The sequence below is a fragment of the Streptococcus himalayensis genome, assembly GCF_001708305.1.
GTDB classification, from domain to species: domain Bacteria; phylum Bacillota; class Bacilli; order Lactobacillales; family Streptococcaceae; genus Streptococcus; species Streptococcus himalayensis.
Map to the genome: position 1 here is coordinate 25,034 of NZ_CP016953.1, position 16,971 is coordinate 42,004.

12 protein-coding genes are annotated in these 16,971 nt (G+C 41.8%); 3 read left to right on the forward strand and 9 right to left on the reverse strand.

All coding sequences use genetic code 11. The annotated features are described in order from the left end of the window. Positions 1-500: 500 nt before the first annotated feature. Entirely contained in the window at positions 501-2,129 is a 1,629-nt protein-coding gene (locus BFM96_RS00050) for a putative polysaccharide biosynthesis protein (protein WP_068988789.1), read from the reverse strand. Between the two features lie 85 nt (positions 2,130-2,214). Here BFM96_RS00050 and BFM96_RS00055 point away from each other — a divergent pair, with 85 nt between their 5' ends. Beyond that, positions 2,215-3,666 (forward strand): UDP-N-acetylmuramoyl-L-alanyl-D-glutamate--L-lysine ligase, encoded by a 1,452-nt coding sequence (locus BFM96_RS00055; protein ID WP_068988792.1) that lies wholly within the window; start codon positions 2,215-2,217, stop codon positions 3,664-3,666. Between the two features lie 329 nt (positions 3,667-3,995). Here BFM96_RS00055 and BFM96_RS00060 read toward each other — a convergent pair whose 3' ends face one another. Both BFM96_RS00060 and BFM96_RS00065 read right to left on the reverse strand, forming a co-directional pair. Beyond that, entirely contained in the window at positions 3,996-4,649 is a 654-nt protein-coding gene (locus BFM96_RS00060) for a DUF1803 domain-containing protein (RefSeq protein WP_068988795.1), read from the reverse strand. 281 nt (positions 4,650-4,930) lie between these two features. Further along, on the reverse strand, positions 4,931-5,866 hold the full coding sequence (locus BFM96_RS00065; protein WP_068988799.1) for a manganese-dependent inorganic pyrophosphatase: 936 nt from the start codon (positions 5,864-5,866) through the stop codon (positions 4,931-4,933). Between the two features lie 341 nt (positions 5,867-6,207). Here BFM96_RS00065 and BFM96_RS00070 point away from each other — a divergent pair, with 341 nt between their 5' ends. Beyond that, positions 6,208-7,905: a M3 family oligoendopeptidase gene (locus BFM96_RS00070; RefSeq protein ID WP_068988801.1), complete on the forward strand. Its 1,698-nt coding sequence runs from the start codon at positions 6,208-6,210 to the stop codon at positions 7,903-7,905. A gap of 272 nt (positions 7,906-8,177) precedes the next feature. Here BFM96_RS00070 and pflA read toward each other — a convergent pair whose 3' ends face one another. From pflA to treP, 3 genes are all read right to left on the reverse strand, one after another. Beyond that, positions 8,178-8,975 (reverse strand): pyruvate formate-lyase-activating protein, encoded by a 798-nt coding sequence (gene pflA, locus BFM96_RS00075; protein ID WP_068988805.1) that lies wholly within the window; start codon positions 8,973-8,975, stop codon positions 8,178-8,180. Between the two features lie 191 nt (positions 8,976-9,166). Next, a complete protein-coding gene (gene treC, locus BFM96_RS00080) occupies positions 9,167-10,792 on the reverse strand; it encodes an alpha,alpha-phosphotrehalase (protein ID WP_068988807.1) in 1,626 nt (541 codons plus the stop codon). Positions 10,793-10,868: 76 nt separating this feature from the next. Then, positions 10,869-12,878, reverse strand: a complete 2,010-nt coding sequence (gene treP / locus BFM96_RS00085) for a PTS system trehalose-specific EIIBC component (protein ID WP_068988811.1) — start codon at positions 12,876-12,878, stop codon at positions 10,869-10,871. A 173-nt stretch (positions 12,879-13,051) separates the two neighbouring features. Between treP and treR the strand changes: the two genes are divergently transcribed. Then, on the forward strand, positions 13,052-13,762 hold the full coding sequence (treR, locus tag BFM96_RS00090) for a trehalose operon repressor (RefSeq protein ID WP_068988814.1): 711 nt from the start codon (positions 13,052-13,054) through the stop codon (positions 13,760-13,762). A 53-nt stretch (positions 13,763-13,815) separates the two neighbouring features. Here the strand turns inward: treR and BFM96_RS00095 are convergent, their stop codons facing one another. From BFM96_RS00095 to BFM96_RS00110, 3 genes are all read right to left on the reverse strand, one after another. Next, the gene (locus tag BFM96_RS00095) at positions 13,816-14,136 is read right to left on the reverse strand and encodes a hypothetical protein (protein WP_068988819.1); all 321 of its coding nucleotides are present in this window, start codon (positions 14,134-14,136) and stop codon (positions 13,816-13,818) included. A 264-nt stretch (positions 14,137-14,400) separates the two neighbouring features. Next, on the reverse strand, positions 14,401-15,750 hold the full coding sequence (locus BFM96_RS00100; RefSeq protein ID WP_068988822.1) for a hemolysin family protein: 1,350 nt from the start codon (positions 15,748-15,750) through the stop codon (positions 14,401-14,403). 349 nt (positions 15,751-16,099) lie between these two features. Beyond that, positions 16,100-16,963 carry an NAD(P)H-hydrate dehydratase gene (locus BFM96_RS00110; protein WP_068988828.1) on the reverse strand — a complete coding sequence of 288 codons (864 nt, stop codon included), beginning with the start codon at positions 16,961-16,963 and terminating at the stop codon, positions 16,100-16,102. Between the last annotated feature and the right edge of the window lie 8 nt (positions 16,964-16,971).

The following is a 16,971-nucleotide window of genomic DNA, read 5'->3' on the forward strand; positions in this document are numbered from 1 at the left end:
TTACCCGTGCTCATACAAATAAGCAACAAAATCACTTGAATTCTAAATAATGGCTTGAAAATATAGAGATACACCGCATGTTTGTTACCAGTAAGCTTTGACCTATGCTCTCTACCAGTACTCTATAAAGCTCAAAATTCGACTAGGTAACACCTCCTGATAGAACTGGAGTTCAACAAGATGAGTTAACGATGTCAGATTTTGATTTTGGTTGACTATAATACTCCTGTAATTTCAAAAATATAAATTTTATATATGCATGTTTATGTTGTCACAAAGTGAAATAAACCAAGTATGTCAAACAGGATGCTTTTTTAGCAGATGAAAAGTACAGTCATAAAAAATAAGTAGTTTACGTCCGAACCATCTAAGAAAGTCGCACAAATGCTAACTTTGATTTCAGATGAGTCTAAGGTGAATAGCTCGCCCTCTATCTATGTTTTTTGACAAACAAAAAAACTGAAACAGACAAGGCTAATAGCTGTCTGTCTCAATCTTTTTTATGGAATATGCAATTTTTGGCGGAGACTTTCTGCTCTAGCACCTAAAAATTTATCAAGCAAGCGTGTCAAAAGTCCCAGGTAAAAATAGGTTACAACTCCAATTCCACCAACCAGAGTAAGATAAATCAAATTAAGCAAGCGTCCTTGCGAATGAAAGACAAATCCTAATAGGAATTGGGCTAGATAAACAGCCACTGCCATCATTCCAGTCAACATCAAAGCTAACAAACTTCGTCTCAAGATAATGTTTGAGCGCAATTTGGTCACGCGCTGAATATGTCGATACATCAATACAATCGGAACGAGCAAGCCTACAGTCGTTGAAAGCAGAGGCCCATACGCTTGAAACAGAAAAATCATCGGAGCTTGCAAGGCCACCTTTAGCAAGAATCCATAGACAAAATAGAGCACGGCTTTCCGATTTTGAAACAAGGATTGAATCATCGGCGAAAGCACCATATACCCTCCCAATAGAAGGGTCTGGGAAACAGCAAAGATAAATAAACCTAAAGCCAAGGAATCAGCTTCTCCATAAAAAACTGTGTATAGTGGTTTTGCCAAGAGAATCGATCCGACCGTAGCTGGAATTAAAAAGGCCATGAGCATACTCAAATTATCTTGTATCAATTTGACGACAGCTGGTCGATCTCCTTTAATATAGTTGGCTGTTAGAAGGGGGATTCCCACCCCTCCAATAGAAGTTGCCACAGCAATCAAAATCATCGTAATTTTATTAGGGTTGGCTGAAAAATAACTAAACATAATCACTAATTCTGATTTACTATAATCGGTCAAATCCTGCATAAATTTAATAAAAGTCATTTGATCAATGATTTGGAATAACTGAATAGCTGAGCCTGTGATAATAAAAGGAATGGCTTCCCGAAGGGTATCCCATAACAAGGCTTTACTATCAATCTTTTCTTTCTTACTTGACTTTTTCAAAATAGCAGCCAACATATCCGCTTGCCATAAAAAGTAAAGCAAGACAAGCATACTCGCAATCATTCCGATAAAAGCTGCAAAGGTCGATTGGGTCACAGCTTCCACATAATTTTTCGAACCCAAATTCATGATGAGATAAGCTGTTACCAACATCCAAATCACTCGCACCACTTGTTCGGCAATCTGGCTGACCGCAAAGGGTTTTAAATCATTGAAACCTTGAAAAAATCCACGGATAACACTCATCACAGGAAATACAAGAACTGCCCAAGATAAGCTCCTCATGACAGGAATGAGATCTTTTCCAACACCAGACATTTCTGCAAATAAGGGAGAACCGAGATACATCCCTATCGCAAAAACAAGGCCTAAGATGAGCATCAAGTTGATAAATTCTCTCACTAGGATAAAACTATGCTCTCGCTCTTCTTTGGCATTGTATTTTGCCACTTGCTTTGCAATAGCAACTGGAATCCCTGCTGTGGAAACCAGAAGAAACCAAGCATAGATGTTATATCCCATCGTAAACAAGCCGTTTGCCTCAGCAGCATGAGGCTGCATCCAGATATACCAAGGGATAATATAAATCGCTCCCAGTAAACGACTGATAAAATTACTAATTGTTAACCAAGCCGTTCCACGGAGCATCTGCTCCTGCTGACTTGTTTCTTTTTCTTTCATATATTACCTCTGACATTCTTCTCATCTTATTATAAACTTTTCCTTTCCGCTTGTAAAACATGACCCTTAGGTTTATAATGGAAACATGATTAAAATTGAAACTGTACTTACTATTTTAAAAAACGATGCGAATTTTCGTGAGATTATTTCAAACGGTCATTATCACTATAGCGCTCAATCTGTCGTATTTGATAAGATTAGCTACGATAGTCGTGCTGTCGATTCATCTACCCTCTTTTTTGTCAAAGGAGAAAACTTCAAACCAGCTTTTCTGGAGCAAGCCATTGAGGCTGGTCTGACTTACTATGTTAGTGAAGTAGATTTTGAGGTCTCCATTCCAGTCATTATCGTCAATGACATCAAGCAGGCTATGAGCTTGATTGCAATGGAATTTTACGACCATCCTCAAAAAAATCTCAAACTGATGGCTTTTACGGGAACCAAGGGAAAGACAACAGCTGCTTATTTTGCCTATCACATCCTCAGTCAAAACCATAAGCCTGCCCTACTCTCCACCATGAATACAACACTGGACGGCAAGACCTTTTTCAAGTCCACTCTCACCACTCCAGAAAGTCTAGATCTATTTGCGATGATGGCAGAAGCTGTCAGCAATGGTCGAACCCACCTTATCATGGAGGTCTCCAGTCAGGCCTATCTTAAAAAGCGCGTGTATGGCTTAACCTTTGATGTTGGAATTTTCCTCAATATCAGCCCTGACCATATTGGACCTATTGAACACCCTAGCTTTGAAGATTATTTCTATCACAAGCGTCTTCTGATGGAAAATAGCAGAGCAGTCGTCGTCAATAGCGGGATGGATTATTTCGAGGTGATGAAAGAGCAAGTTTCAGATCAAGAGCATGATTTTTACGGCCCTCATTCAACCAATCAAATCACCCATTCTCAAGCCTTTTCTTTTAAAGCAAGCGGAGCACTAGAAGGAGCCTTTGACATCCAGCTCATCGGTGGTTTTAATCAAGAAAATGCCCTTGCAGCTGGCCTTGCAGCTCTTCGTCTAGGCATCTCCAAAGAAGACATAAAGGCTGGAATTGCTGAAACCTGTGTCCCTGGACGCATGGAAGTCCTAACCCAACAAAATGGTGCTAAAGTCTTTGTCGATTATGCTCATAACGGAGATAGTCTTGCAAAACTCCTTTCAGTCGTCAAAGACTATCAAACAGGGAAGTTGATTCTCATTCTTGGAGCAACGGGAAATAAGGGAGAGAGCCGTCGCAAAGACTTTGGTCTCCTCCTCAACCAATACCCTGAAATTGAAGTCATTCTGACTGCTGACGATCCTAACTATGAGGATCCTGTTCAGATTGCCCAAGAAATTGCTAGTTTTATAGCACATGAGGTAGCCATTATCCCAGACCGTGAAACAGCCATTATCGAAGGCTTAAAACGCACCTCTGGCGAGCATGATGCCCTTATTATCGCTGGAAAAGGGGCGGATGCCTATCAAATTGTAAATGGTGAAAAAATTCCTTATGCAGGGGATTATACCATTGCAGAGACATGCATAAAAGGCTAGGATTTCCCTGCCTTTTTTCTTTCTATCTCGTACTCTACCGTCATAGACCGATAAAATTGACCTTGTTCCTAGCAATTGCCATAGCTGTCCATCGAGCTTCGTCTTGAAATAGGTCAGCTTCATGTGTCATACTCGTCAACAATCAACATCTGCGATGCTAACTTACCTTGCTTCAACAGTCCAACGGACTATTGAAGGTTGGAAATAAGGAAGTGAGACAGAGCTGCTAACCTCCCGTTCCCCCTGCGGTTTTTAGGACACCAGCTAGGCTAGTTTTAGCTATCACCTTCTACAATTCTCAATTGTGGAATCTAGTCAGATTTTGATGTTTATAGAGTATAAAACCGTAATTCTTCCTTATCTAGCCCCATTTGCAACTCATATTTTCCTTCTTGATTTGGAGCAATATAGCCCAAAAGAACCAAGCTATCTACAAAAATATCTCGTCGTTTCTGAGGAACTTGATCTTTTTTGACAAATTTCAACAGAAAAGTCGTCATATACTTGAGAGCATATTCTGGATTGACATCTCCCAATACTGCATAAAGTGGCTCTTGCTCTGGAGATAGAGGATAGCCATGGTTGAGCTTATAAAAATAGTTGGACAAGGTCAGACTGTCACGAAAGATTGTTGTTGGCTCCTCAATGATGACCTCATTCGTCTGATTTCGGATTTCTGTTTGAAAAACCATTTTTTCAAGTTTAGGATAGAGCGGACTGTCGCTACGAATAAACAGCTCTTGATCCAACTGAACCTCGTCAAGACTTTCTAAAAAAGGAAGAGTTAAACAATAACGCTTATTCTCTCGCTTGATCAAACCCTTTGTGATATACTGTTCTAACAAACGATCCAGGTGGGGAACATCCGCAAATTCCCGCTTGATATCTCGTAAAATCACATCCTCATGTTGGTCTAAATAAGCTAATATATTACTAAAAAACGAATGTTTAGTCACGCGACTTGGATTGATAATCTCAATCATGTTCCCTCCTTGATAGATAGGAACAGGCTGGAAAACCTCCAAGCCTGTTTTGTCATATTCTCATTTTATGGCACAGCAAATATTGCTAACGATGTTACTGTCATCAGTCCACTGGCAAATAGATGTCATGGGCACTCACTCTAGAACAGGTTCTCAAAATGAAGCCCTAAACCACTTCGCCAAACTTTGCTGAAGCTCACTTTACCTACAGACTGAAATACATTGAAACCAGGGGGTGCTAGCCTCATTTTGCATTCTAGTCTTCCAGGCTTGTCGTCCGTTTAAGCTCCAAAGCTTTCTGTCAACTGAGGCACCACTTGTTTTTTACGAGAAACAGCTCCTGCCAGGAAGGCATGGTTGTTTTCAAGTGTGAAGTTAAAGGCTGCTTCGACCTTATCCATGTTGCGACCAAGAGCCAGAATTTCAGAGTTTGAGTTGACAATATCCGTAATCATCAAGACAAAGTCTGAATAGCCATTTTCCTTACTTGCAGCTTCAATGGCTGCTTCGATTTCTGCTTGGCGCTCCAAAACTTCTGCAATATCAACCGTATTGACCTGTGCCACACGAACGGCGTTACCGTTTAATTCGAAGGTTTTTGCATCGATGTCAATCAATTCATCAGCTGTTTTGCTAGCAAGATTAGTTCCTGCTTTGAGCATAGCAAGTCCGTATTCTTCCAAGTTAACGCCTGCTAGTTCTGCTAATTCTCTAGCCACTTGTGGGTCGCTCGCATGAGTGGTTGGAGATTTGAGCAAGAGTGTGTCCGAAATCAAACCGGACAAGAGTAAACCTGCCACTTCTTTTGGTGGTGTCAAACCATTTTCCTTGAAGGCACGATAAACGATGGAAGAAGCTGAACCAACTGGCTCCAAACGCATGTAAAGAGGATTTGCTGTTTCAAAATTCGCCACACGGTGGTGATCAACAACTGCCACTACTTCCACTTCTTTAATATCAGAAATAGATTGCTGGAATTCATTATGGTCTGTTAAGATGACCTGATCTACACCTTCTGCCTTAGCAGATTCTACCACGCGCGGTGCTGTTACCCCAAAATAATCAAGAGCAAAGGCTGTTTCTTCATTTGGTGTCCCAAGCGCTACGCTTTCTGCCTCACGACCAAAAGCCTCACGTTCCAAATAGGCCCAACCATAAGAAGACGCAATCGCATCTGTATCAGGATTTTGGTGACCAAAAACTAACAATTTTGACATTCTGTTATACCTCATCATTTTTTCTTAGGTCTATTATAGCATAAGTCTGCTAGCAGTCCAAGTACTTAAAAACAATCTTACTATAGGTAGAACAATAGCCATCAACATTAGACTTGTTCGGAAACTCCATGAGTTAATTTTAAACCAAGTAATATAGATAGGATTTTGAACTTCTTGTCTTTCAATATTTAAGTTTTCAGAATAAGTCTATTCACGTTCTATCTTTTCAGATTAAACGCTATCACATTGGTTTATCCTACTTCGATGCTTGCGAGGCATTCTACCAAGATTTGCAAAACGCTTTCAAAAAAGGTAAGATAGTAATCAAGAAAGGAATACTTATGAAATTTACAGATTATACCTATACACGTCCTGATTACGCTCTTATAAAAGAGCAAATGACCGATTTAATAGAGCAATTGCACCAAACTACTTCTGCAAACGAAGCACTTGATATCGTAGAAAACATCACGAAAATCAATGCATCCATTGACACGCAGATGAACTTGTGGCACATTCGCCATACGATTGATATGACGGATGAATTTTACAATGAGGAAACCAAGTTTTGGAATGAACACCTCCCCCTCTTTGAAGAATTAACAACTGCCTACTACCAAGCCGTTTTAGCTTGCCCATACCGTGCAGCATTAAGTGAGTTCTTACCAGAAACCTTCTTCATGTTGGCTGAAAACAAGCAAAAGATTTTCTCCTCTGAAGCTATTCCTCTTTTCCAAAAGGAAAATGAACTCGTAGACCAGTACAGGGACTTGATTGCGGGAGCAAAAATTGACTTCCAAGGTCAAACCTACAACCTTGCCCAAATGGCACCCTTTGCCCAATCAACTGACCGTGCAGTCCGCAAGGCTGCTTCTGACGCTTCAACAGCTTATTTTGCAAGTAAAGAAGAAGAGTTCGACCGTGTCTATGATGAATTGGTCAAGGTTCGGACTGATATTGCCCATACTCTTGGCTTTAAAGACTACGTCGAATATGGTTATGCAGCCATGAATCGCTTTGACTACAACCGCGATATGGTTAAGGTCTACCGTGAAGAAATTCTCAAACATGTCGTGCCAATCGTACAAAAACTACGCGAGCGCCAAGCAAAACGCATTCAAGTGCCTAGCCTCAAACACTATGATTTAGCCTTGGAATTCTTAGACGGTAATCCAACACCTCAAGGAGATCCTGATTTTATCGTCGGAGAAGCACAAAAAATGTACCACGAATTGTCAGCAGAAACAGGGGAATTCTTTGACTTTATGGTGGAACATGGTCTGCTTGACTTGGTTGCAAAAACTGGTAAAGATAGCGGCGGTTATTGTACCTATATTCCAGATTACAAGAGTCCGTTTATCTTTTCGAACTTCAATGGAACAAGTGGCGACATTGATGTCTTGACCCATGAAGCTGGGCATGCCTTCCAAGTCTATCGTTCACGTTGGATTGCCAGCCCTGAAGTTATCTGGCCAACTTATGAAACCTGTGAAATCCACTCCATGTCTATGGAATTTATGACCTGGTCTTGGATGGATCGCTTCTTTAAAGAACAGGTGAACAAATATAAATTTGGTCACCTAGCAGGCGCCCTTCTCTTCTTGCCCTATGGGGTTCTGGTCGATCATTTCCAACATGAAATTTATGAAAATCCAACCATGACACCTGCAGAACGCAAGGCAACTTGGAAACGTTTGGAAGAACTCTATCTGCCTGACCGTGATTTCTCTGAATCAGAAGCACTTAACCGTGGTATCTTCTGGTACCGTCAAGGACATATCTTTGCAAGTCCGTTCTACTACATTGACTATACTTTAGCCCAAGTCTGCGCCCTCCAATTCTGGAAACGCACGCAAGTAGACAAGGACGAAACTGCTTGGGAAGATTACCTTCGTATCTGTGACCTCGGTGGAACAAAATCCTTCCTTCAAGTCGTTGCTGCTGCAAATCTTGAATCACCCTTTAAATCAGGGGCTCTTCTTGCAACCACCAAGGCGGCTAGCGATTGGTTGGACAGCGTAGATGATGCAACTTTCTAGGAGACGCTATGCACATCCATACTTTTCATCTGCTAAAACATCACCCTATTTGACTTACGTAACCTACTTCATGTTGCACCAAAAATAAATAGGTTTACATCAAATGCCTATTTTTGAAATTACATGGGTACAACATTTAATATATGAGAGATAAAAAAGCGAACAAGACAGAATTCTGAAGGTCAGAAAACTAGTTTTGTTCGCTTTTCTATTAGGATTGGGCTTTCACCCCAACATATTTATCTATTTAAACAATCATAATCACAAGAGTATCAGCTGCCATGCACACGTTTGAGATAATCTTGGTAATTTTCCGTATGCATGAGTTTCTTGGCATTGTCTACCCGATCCTTGGTCGGCGGTTTGACACCTGCCAAGGGGTAAGGAATTCCCAATTCCCGCCATTTAAACTCACCCATGGTGTGATAAGGCAGAATTTCAAAACGATCAACATTTTTCAGTGTTTGAACAAATTCGCCCAATTCTTTCAAATCTTCATCACGGTCTGTCAAGCCAGGCACCAAGACATGACGAATCCAAACTGGTTTGCCCATATCAGAAAGATACTTGGCACAGTCCAAAATATTTTTATTGGTTTGACTCGTCACAATTTTATGCTGCTCTTCGTTGATTTCTTTGATATCTAAGAGAACCAAGTCCGTCACTGCCATTAAACGGTCAAACTTCACCAGATATTCTGGCTTATTGCGAAAAGGAAGGGCACAGGTATCCAGCGTACAATGAATGCCCAGCTCATGTGCCTTTGTGAAAAGAGCAATCAAAAAATCAATCTGTAGGAGAGCTTCCCCACCAGAGACAGTAATACCTCCGTGCTTGCCCCAAAAACCACGGTAACGAAGAGCTTCTTTCAAGACATCATCCACCGTCCGTTCACGCGCCTTATTGCTCTCCATTGCCCATGTATCTGGGTTATGGCAGTACTGGCAACGCATTTTACAGCCTTGTAAAAAGACAATAAAGCGAATCCCAGGACCATCTACCGAACCAAAACTCTCCGTAGAATGCACCAAACCTGTTACTTGTCCATAATCAATCGTTTCTTGTTCCATTGCCATACCCTCTTGAAAACGTTTTATATCCTTATTATAACATTTATCAGTGGAAAATCTCCTATTTTGTCTATTTTTTAGAAAACAATCTGTTTTTCAAGAACTATTTTCATGTACTATAACAGAAAAAGGAGATAAAAGGCTCTTTCATCTCCTTAGACTTTCTCATAAACTTTTCAATCAACCAGCTTTTATCGAAGGATAATCGCTAGCGTTTCATAGGCTCGCAAGCAAATGCTTTCGTCAATCTTGCTGTCAGCATAGTTACCAATCAGCACTTGGGCTTCTCGGTATTCTTCTGGCAAAGTCAGGCTGACTGCATCAGCATAAAAGTTATTCAAGACTAAAAGTTTTTGTCCTTGGTACTGGCGTTCAAAAGCATAAATCTGCTGACTATCCACAAAGGCTGGCACATAGTTCCCTTCTGCAATAATCTTTTCTTTTTTTCGAAGGGCAATTAGCTCCTTATAAAAATTGAAAATTAAACCTTTTTGTTCAGCTTCTACATTGATAGTTTGGTAAGATTTGCCTACCTTCAACCAAGGGGTTCCTGTGGAAAAGCCCGCGTTCAAACTTGCATCCCATTGCATTGGAATTCGTGTATTGTCGCGCGATTTTGCCTTGATGATAGCTAGTGCTTCCTCTTCTGACTTTCCTTCTGCAAGCAAGATTCGATAGGCATTCAAACTTTCCACATCTACATAATCGGCCATCGAATCATAGTCTGGATCGAGCATGCCAATCTCTTCACCCATGTATATATAAGGTGTGCCGCGGGATAAATGAATGCTCGCTGCTAACATGGTGGCCCCTTCTGATCGGAACTGTTTGACATCCACAAAACGATTAAGGGCACGCGGTTGGTCATGATTATTCCAAAACAGAGCACTCCAACCGTTCTGCTCACTCATTTCCTGCCCCCAAGTATGGAACAAGGTTTTTAATTCTTCAAAGTCAAAAGCCTTCAAAGTCCATTTTTGACCCTCTTCATAATCCACTTTTAGATGATGAAAATTAAAAGCCATCGACAATTCATTGCGATCTGGAGCTGAATACAGGACACAATTTTCAATAGTGGTTGAGCTCATCTCTCCAACAGTCATAAAGCTTTCATCCGCTCCAAAGGTTGCCTTGTTCATCATCTGCAGATAATCATGAGTGATAGGCCGATCGGTATAAGCGGGTTTTCCATCATTGATAGGGCAATTCTCTAAAACTTCGTCTTTACCAATCAAGTTAATCACATCAAAACGAAATCCTTTGACTCCCTTGTCTTTCCAGAAATTGACCACCTGAAACAGTTCCTTACGGACTTGGGGATTGCGCCAATTCAAATCTGCCTGACTTTCGTCAAAAAGATGAAGATAATATTTGCCAGTATCTCCAAAAGGAGCCCAAGCACTCCCTCCAAACTTAGAAACCCAGTCCGTTGGCTCCTCGCGTAGGATAAAAAAGTCTTGGTAATACTCATCGCCAGCAAGGGCTTTTTGGAACCATTCATGCTCTATCGAACAGTGATTTAACACCATATCTAGCATAAATTCAATGCCCTGCTCTTTTCCAGCTTCAATCATTTCCTCAAAATCTGCCATATCCCCAAACAAGGGATTGATAGCCTTATAATCAGAAATATCATAGCCATTATCACGCTGTGGGCTTGGATAAAATGGATTCAGCCAGACCATATCGACACCAAGCTCTTTCAAGTAAGGGATTTTCTCAATAATCCCTCGAAAATCTCCAATCCCATTTCCAGTCGTATCCTTAAACGATTTTGGATAAATTTGATAGACAACTTTGCTCTTATCTACTACCATAAGCTTCTTTTCTTATTATTCCTCTCTAAACAGAAGGAAGGGGTGAGACAAACCTCCACTCCCCTTCTCCAACTTTTTACAAACGACTAGCTATCATCAGCTTTTCTCCACGTTGAATTGTGCGTGGCAATTCTCCCAAGGCATCTGCTTGGTACTGATCTTGGTTGGTGATAATCACTGGTGTTTCAGTAACATAACCACTATTTCGAATAACATCCATATCAAATCGAATCAATACTTGACCAGCCTTGACAGTATCTCCTTGGCTGACATGGGCTGTGAAGCCTCGTCCTTCTAAATTAACCGTATCCATTCCGATGTGCATGAGCATCTCCACGCCATCTGTTGACACAATGCCTACGGCATGTTTGGTTGGAAAGAGAACCGATACAACACCATCCACTGGTGCTACCAACTCGCCCTCATTCGGTACAATCACAACTCCTTGCCCCATCACACCTTGGGCAAAGACAGGATCCGTTGCTTGGCTAAGAGGCATAACCTCCCCTGCCAATGGGCTCATTACTTCTACTAATTCGACTTTTGTAGCCGCTTCTTTGGCTTCTTGAAGTGCTTCAACTTGCGGAGCTTTGACTGTTTCATCTTCTGCCTTGGTAAAGAAACCTGCTTTTCTAAAGAAGATTGTCAAAACAAACGGCACTCCAATAGCAACCAGCATAATCGCTGCAAATGGCAACATATATTTGGCTTGGATAGATAAGATACCAGGAATTCCTCCAATACCAATGGCATTAGCTGTTACATTAAAACTAACGCAAAGGAAACCTGCAATCCCTGAACCAATCATACCTGCTACAAATGGATAAACATACTTAACATTCACCCCAAAGAGAGCTGGTTCTGTCACCCCAAGATAGGCTGAAATCGTTGCCGGAAGTGAAATTTGGGCTTCGCGTTCATTTTTACGATTCATCCAGTAGTAGGCCAATACAGCTGAACCTTGAGCGATATTTGAAAGGGCAATCATTGGCCACAAACCAGTACCGCCAGTATCTGCAATCAACTGCGTATCCACTGCATTGGTCATGTGGTGAAGACCTGTGATGACAAACGGTGCATAAAGGGCACCAAAAACCGCACCAAAGAGCCATTTCACAGGGCCTGTCAGACCAGCAAGCACCACCGCTGAAATCCATTGACCAAGAGTCCAACCGATTGGTCCTAAGACTGTATGAGCCAAGATTAGGGCTGGAATGAGGGACAAGAAGGGTACAAAAATCATCGAAACGACTTCTGGAATCCGCTTGCGCCAGAAAATTTCAAGATAGGACAGTGAAAGCCCAGCAAGGAGGGCTGGAATGACTTGCGCTTGGTAACCGATACGATTGATCGTAAAGAAACCAAAATTCCAAGTCCAATTTTCAGCGATTTCTGCCGCAGATGTCCCAGGCACTGCGTAGGCATTGAGGAGCTGTGGAGAGACCAAGCAAATCCCCAATACAATCCCAAGAATTTGACTGGTTCCCATCTTACGGGTCACAGACCAGGTAATGCCTACTGGCAAGAAATGGAAGATTGCTTCCCCTGGAAGCCATAGGAAATGGTTGACCCCATTCCAAAATGGTGAAACCATGGTAATAGTGTTCCATACAGGATTGCCATCTACATCAAAAACTTTGGCACCATCTGCAATTTGTTGTCCTAACCATGGCATACCCACAGATTCTAAGACATTACGGAAACCAAGAATCAATCCCCCAACGATAATAGCTGGAATGATAGGCGTGAAGATTTCCGCTAGCATCGTCATCACCCGTTGAACAGGATTTTGATTGCTCTTAGCTGCAGCTTTGGCTGCTTCTTTTGACACTCCTTCGATGCCTGATACGGCTGTGAAGTCATTGTAGAAAATCGGTACATCATTGCCGATAATCACTTGAAACTGCCCTGCATTGGTAAAGGTTCCCTTCACTGCAGGAATAGCTTCAATTGCCCGAACATCTGCTTTCTTCTCATCTGCTAGTACAAAACGCATCCGCGTCGCACAGTGAGTAACCGCAGAAACATTTTCCTTGCCGCCAACAGCCTCAAGTAAGACCTTGGCGTCCTTTTCAAATTTCCCCATGGAATTCGTCTCCTTTTTTCGGACATTTTCTTGATCGCGAAAATATCCTGTTTCATTTATAACCCCATTGTAACCGATACCAAACTTGTAGGCAACTTGTTTGTTGCAATTCAAACATTTTTTTGCTAAAATGTTCCCAGTTGTATGGTAAAAACAAAACAAGTGAGGCATCTATGAAGAAATACCAGCAGATTTTTAAAGAATTAGAACGACAGATTTTAGAGGAAACCTACCTAACCGGTGATTTTCTCCCCAGCGAATACGAACTGATGGCACGCTATGCTGTCAGCCGTGATACCGTACGCAAGGCCCTTGAAGAGCTCCAAAAAGCAGGCTTGATTCAAAAAATTCGTGGCCAAGGGTCAAAAGTGCTCAAAAAAGAGCAAATTGACTTTCCCGTTTCTCACTTGACCAGCTATCGCGAATTGGTTGAGCAATACGGAATCAACTCCATCACGAATGTCATTAGTTTAGAAAAGGTCACTGTCGATCAAAAATTATCCCAACTGACTGGCTTTCCTGAATTTCGCATTGTCTGGAAAATTGTCCGCCAACGGGTCGTGGATAATGTCGCTTCTGTTCTTGACACGGATTATCTGGATAAACAGGTAGCTCCTGAGCTCACACGCCAAATCGCAGAGGATTCGATTTATGCCTATTTGGAAGAAAAACTCCATCTTCCAATTGCCTATGCCACAAAGGAAATTACCATCGATCAAGCAAGAGATCGGGATAAAATACTCATGGATATCAAGGGAGACCATCATGTAGTATCCGTCAAATCCAAGGTTTATCTTACAGATGGTCAACAATTTCAATTTACTGAGAGCCGCCATAAATTAGAAAAATTCCGCTTTGTCGATTTTGCCAAACGTCATCATTGAGCTAAAAAAGACTTGAATTTCCCCTATCCAAAAGGAAATTCAAGTCTTTTCTCTTACAAAGCTACAACCCAGCCATAAAGACGAAGCTGTGGTTTGACTTCCTTGAAATGAAAACGATCATAGGCTCGCCAAGCTAGACGTGCTTCCTCCGTCATCTCAAGATGACTTAAGCCAATCATCAAACTTACAGACTGATAAAATTTTTCAAGGCCGATGAAAAGCTTATTATTGTCGGTTTCCTTTTGGAGAATCGAGTAGACATCTTCAAAGATTTCTCTTAGCTTTAACTCCTCACGAAGCCCTTTCTCACAAGTCTGTAATTCCTTTTCTACATTTTCAATCAGCTCTTTAGCTGTCACTTCTAGATGTTCCATCTACCTTCTCCTTTCTGAAATTGGGAATACCTCTCAATTTAATCTGTTGTTATGTTATTTTGTAAAATCTATTGTAGCACTTTCTCCTTTTTTTGACAAGTATTTTTAGGCTCAATATGCAAAAAAGACCTAGACACTTCCAATCGGAATGTATGCTCTAAGTCTTTTTCAATCTTATAAAAGTCGTTACGGGTCATCTCTGATGGAATGCCGGAGTAAATCTCTCACCCCCAAGCATGTCCCACTCAGTCAAGTCCTGCATGTTTAGTCCTTTTTCTTGGCATCTGCTTCTTCAAGCTCCAAGGGACGAATTTCTAGCTTAACCTTGGTTACACGGCCGCTTTTGACCTTATCATTGGTCAAAGTCAGTACCTTGTTTTGACTTTCCACTTCATGAGAGAGGCGTTCTTTGGCCGTCGGAATAGAGCCAACACCCGTCAAATAATAGCCTGCGATGGTGTCAACATCATCGCTTTCTAGCTCGACATCAAAGTATTCGTTGAAGTCATTGAGGTTCATAGCACCTTGAACAATATAGGTCAAATCAGAAATCTGGTGAACATCAATCTCTGCCTTGTCCGTTTCATCATCAATTTCTCCGACAATCTCCTCTAGCAAGTCTTCCAAGGTCACAAGCCCTGCCATTCCACCGTATTCATCAAGCAAAATAGCCATCTGATTTTGTGTATTACGAAGCTCCGTCAACAAATCATCCACGAAAATTGTCTCATGGACAAACAAAGCTTCTTGCAAAATCTTACGCAGGACAATATTGTCAAAACCATTTGTAAAAGCCGCATTCAGCAAGCGCTTGGTATGAATCACCCCAATGACATTATCCTTATCTCCATCATAGACCGGAATCCGTGAATAATTTTCCTTCAAAATACGCTCGATAATCTCTTTGGTATCATCTTGAATATCCACCATAAAAGCATCGGTCCGAGGAACCATGACCTCTCTTGCCATCAGCTCATCCAGCGAGAACACGCCTTGTAGCATTTCAATCTCGTCAGCATCCAAGGTCTGTTCGCCATTTTTGGTCAGCATATACTCAATCTCATCCCGTGTCATCTTCGCATCTGCATCATCAAAAGTCATCGGTGTGATGCGACTCAACAAATTGGTCGATGCTGACAACAGCCAGACAAAGGGACTGACGAGTTTCCCTAGAAAAATAATAAACGGAGCCGTGCGAATCGCCAAAGCGTCCTTAAGATTCAATGCAATCCGCTTCGGATACAATTCTCCAAATACAATAGAAATATAGGTCAATAGTGCCAGAGCTAAAAAGCTTGAGGCTGCTCTGGCTGTTTCTGAATTGCCCATCCATTTGGCAATCTCAGTCCCCAAAGTATCTGCAAGACTAGCCCCTGATAAAATCGTAATCAAGGTAATGCCAACCTGAATCGTGGATAGAAAATTATTAGGATTTTCTAACACATTTAACAAACGCATGTACTTGATATCGCCTTCTTCAGCCTTCTGCTCGACACGCGCTCGATTGAGCGATACCATAGCCATCTCGGTAGCCGAGAAAAAAGCATTGAATAAGGTTAACACGACTAATAATAGGCTTTGTTGTAATAAGGTCTGACTGCCAGGGTCTTCCATTTTTCTTTCTCCTCAAAAATCTAAATATTTTCCATTATACCACACTTCCTCCACTTTTCATAGGAAAATGAAGTCAAAGCCACGACAGACGTACGCAGAAAATGCATGTACCCATTTCCTAGCTGCATGCATTTTTCAAAATATTTTCACGACAGTTACATATATACATTTGTTTATCCTATTTTTCACCAACCTGTTAACAAAATTTCATGATGAAAAAGACAACTTTTATGAAAACCCTTATCTGAAAATGATAGGCTCTTCATGTGTTTGGCTTGAGGTCAAAGCTATCCAGGCCTAGCCATCATCTGGATACGCCTGCCAACTTCAAAAAGCCAAAATCTCCTATTCAGTCTTTTTGAGGTGAGCGACTGGCATATTGCTTCATCAAACGTGGAATTTCCTGACTAATAGCCGTTGGAAGGGTAACATAGGTAGTCTCGCTGAGCTCCGCTGCAATGGCAGAATGAAGATACACCGCAGCCTCCACTCGCTCACGGAGCGAAACCTGCGGAAATTGACCTGCAAAACCAGCAATCATCCCAGCCAAGGTATCTCCCATCCCCCCTGTTGCTTGGTGCGGTCCACCAATCAACAAGCGAGCAACATCTTCTTGCCCCTTTTGATAAACCGTTGTTTCTTGGCTCTTTTGTACCAAGATGACATCTGATGGAAATCTTTCCAAAGCTCCAAGATTGGCACGGTCATTTTGCTCCTCAATCGCTAAGCCACTCAGTACTTCCCATTCTTTCTGGTGAGGCGTTAAAATACAGCCAGCTGGCAGAGCAGTCATCCCGTGCTGCTTGACAAACTGAATAGCGCCTCCGTCTAGGATGAGAATTTGCCCCTGACGAACTTCTTTTATAACCAAGTCAAAACAAGCCTGTTCTCGATTTCCCAAGGCAAGCCCTGGGCCTATGAGAATAACATCTGCTTTCTTGATTTGGCTGCACAGCAAGTCCTCCTCTTGGAAATCCATGCCCATGGCTTCTGGCAAAGAGGCATGAAGTGCTGGCAGATGCGCTCTTTCTGTCGCCACCGTCACAAGACCTGCACCACTGGAAACTGCCGCACGAGCCGCCATGAATATGGCACCACCATAGGGATAAGTTCCACCGATTAGCAGCACTCGTCCGTAGTCTCCTTTGTGACTGTTTGGCTGCCGCGGCTGAATCACTCGCCTAAGAAGGCTATCATCTAGAATTCTGACCATGGATTTTC

Bases quoted from the DNA above. Each gene is read 5' to 3' on its own strand.
- pflA (WP_068988805.1), bottom strand. From the start codon at position 8,975: ATGGAACAAGAAACGATTGATTATGGACAAGTAACAGGTTTGGTGCAT.
- BFM96_RS00055 (WP_068988792.1), top strand. From the start codon at position 2,215: ATGATTAAAATTGAAACTGTACTTACTATTTTAAAAAACGATGCGAAT.
- treP (WP_068988811.1), bottom strand. From the start codon at position 12,878: ATGGGGAAATTTGAAAAGGACGCCAAGGTCTTACTTGAGGCTGTTGGC.
- treC (WP_068988807.1), bottom strand. From the start codon at position 10,792: ATGGTAGTAGATAAGAGCAAAGTTGTCTATCAAATTTATCCAAAATCG.
- BFM96_RS00095 (WP_068988819.1), bottom strand. From the start codon at position 14,136: ATGGAACATCTAGAAGTGACAGCTAAAGAGCTGATTGAAAATGTAGAA.
- BFM96_RS00060 (WP_068988795.1), bottom strand. From the start codon at position 4,649: ATGATTGAGATTATCAATCCAAGTCGCGTGACTAAACATTCGTTTTTT.
- BFM96_RS00050 (WP_068988789.1), bottom strand. From the start codon at position 2,129: ATGAAAGAAAAAGAAACAAGTCAGCAGGAGCAGATGCTCCGTGGAACG.
- BFM96_RS00100 (WP_068988822.1), bottom strand. From the start codon at position 15,750: ATGGAAGACCCTGGCAGTCAGACCTTATTACAACAAAGCCTATTATTA.
- treR (WP_068988814.1), top strand. From the start codon at position 13,052: ATGAAGAAATACCAGCAGATTTTTAAAGAATTAGAACGACAGATTTTA.
- BFM96_RS00110 (WP_068988828.1), bottom strand. From the start codon at position 16,963: ATGGTCAGAATTCTAGATGATAGCCTTCTTAGGCGAGTGATTCAGCCG.
- BFM96_RS00065 (WP_068988799.1), bottom strand. From the start codon at position 5,866: ATGTCAAAATTGTTAGTTTTTGGTCACCAAAATCCTGATACAGATGCG.
- BFM96_RS00070 (WP_068988801.1), top strand. From the start codon at position 6,208: ATGAAATTTACAGATTATACCTATACACGTCCTGATTACGCTCTTATA.